This is a genomic window from Mycobacterium persicum, assembly GCF_002086675.1.
Classification (GTDB): Bacteria; Actinomycetota; Actinomycetes; order Mycobacteriales; family Mycobacteriaceae; genus Mycobacterium; species Mycobacterium persicum.
Genome location: NZ_MVIF01000220.1, coordinates 1 through 1,788, shown reverse-complemented (window position 1 = coordinate 1,788; position 1,788 = coordinate 1). Strand labels below are relative to the sequence as shown.

General features: G+C 75.9%; 2 protein-coding genes. Both read right to left on the bottom strand.

Annotated features, from left to right (window positions below; genetic code table 11):
• On the bottom strand, positions 1-752 hold a 752-nt coding region (locus tag BST40_RS27960), incomplete at its 3' end, for a nitronate monooxygenase (protein WP_083156545.1).
• Between the two features lie 41 nt (positions 753-793).
• Positions 794-1,788: hypothetical protein (locus BST40_RS30395; protein ID WP_208618948.1), on the bottom strand; the 995-nt coding region annotated here is incomplete at its 5' end.

The following is a 1,788-nucleotide window of genomic DNA, read 5'->3' as shown; positions in this document are numbered from 1 at the left end:
CGCCTACATTCATCTGTCTCCGGCGCACGTGCGCGCCGCCTACGATGCCGCCCGCGACCGCCAGCGCGCCCACTAGCGCTAAAGCCGAACAGGTTCGTCTCGATCGTCTTGTCGGCGTCGATGATCCGGCGTTGATACGCGCGGCTGGCGTTCGCCTCATGCGTCATCAGGAATCGCGTTCCGGCGACCACACCGGTGGCGCCAGCCGCCAGGGCCGCGCTGGTGTCGGCGCGGTCCGCGATGCCCCCGGCGAGCAACACCGGCCGCGGCCCGGCCACCGCCAGAGCCTGCGGGAGGAAGTCCAGTGCCGGCATGGTCCCGACGAGGTGTCCACCGGCTTCACGGCCCTGGGCGATCAACCCGTCAGCGCCGCCGGCGACCGCGCGCAGCGCCTGTTCCCGGGTGCCGACCATCACGAAGACGACGATTCCGGCGTCGCGAAGATGCTCGATGAGCCCGCGCTTCTCGCCGAAGGCCAGAACGACGACGTCCACCCGCGCGCGGACACACACGTCGACGTGACCGCGGTTCAGGAAGGGCAGCAACAGGTTGACTGCCACGGCTCTGCCCGGAGCCTCGGCCCGCACTCGATCGATGGCCCTGCGCAACTGACGAGCGGTGACCAGGCCGAGGGTGCCCAGACCGCCCGCGTTGGCGACCGCCGCCGCCAACGATGCGCCGGCGATGCCGCCGCCCATGCCTGCCTGGGCCACCGGAACGTCGAGTCGCAGCCGGTCGAGGACATCAACCATCGGAAACCATCGGATCTTGCGCTGCGACGGTCGGGCCACCGTCAGATGGTGTGGCCGTCGAGCCCGTCCGCACCGATGTTGCCCGGGCCGCCATCGGTACCGCCCGGCGGAGTGCCGTGACCGCCGTGGCCGCCGCCGCCGCCGGTTCCGCCGGTGCCGCCGGCGGCGCCGTCACCGTTACCGCCGTCGCCGCCGACCCCGCCGTCACCGCCGTCGCCACCATCGCCGCCGTTGCCGCCGCCGGAGGCCTTGCCGCCGGTTCCGCCGGTTCCGCCGACCCCTCCCATTCCGCCGCCGCCACCGACCTGCCCAGGCGTCGCGCCGCTGCCGCCGGTTCCGCCGGATCCGCCGGTGCCACCCTGGCCGCCGGTGCCGCCGTTGCCGCTGCCCGACGCGGTGCCGCCGGTGCCGCCGGACCCGCCGACACCTCCGACACCGCCCGCCTGACCGGGCGCACCGGCAGCGCCGCTGCCGCCCTGGCCGCCTTGACCGCCGGGCCCGGCATTGCCGCTGTAGTAGCCGGTGCCGCCGGTGCCGCCGAGCCCGCCTTCGCCGCCGCCGCCGGCACCGCCCACGCTGCCGGCGCTACCTGTGCCGCTGCCGGGTTGGCCACCGCCGCCGCCGGTGCCGCCGTTGCCTCCCACGCCGCCGGCCGCGCCGGCGTAGGTGCTGCCGCTGTAACCGCCGTAACCGCCCTTGCCTCCCTGGCCGCCTTCGCCGCCGCCGCCGCCGTTGCCGTTGGCAGCACCGACACCGGCCGCGCCGCCGGCGCCCCCGACACCGCCCTGGCCGCCGGAACCGCCGGCGTACCCGGCTGTTTCGTTGCCGCTGCCGCCGTAGCCGCCGGTGCCACCGATACCGCCCTGTCCCCCATTGCCGGCGGCACTGCCACCGGGACCGGGGGCGCCGCCGGTGCCGCCGGTGCCACCGATGCCGCCGGCGTAGCCCGGCGTTCCGATGCCGGTGTCGCCGTAGCCGCCCGGACCACCGATACCGCCGTCGCCGCCGTTGCCGCCGAAGCCGCCGGGTCCTGGGG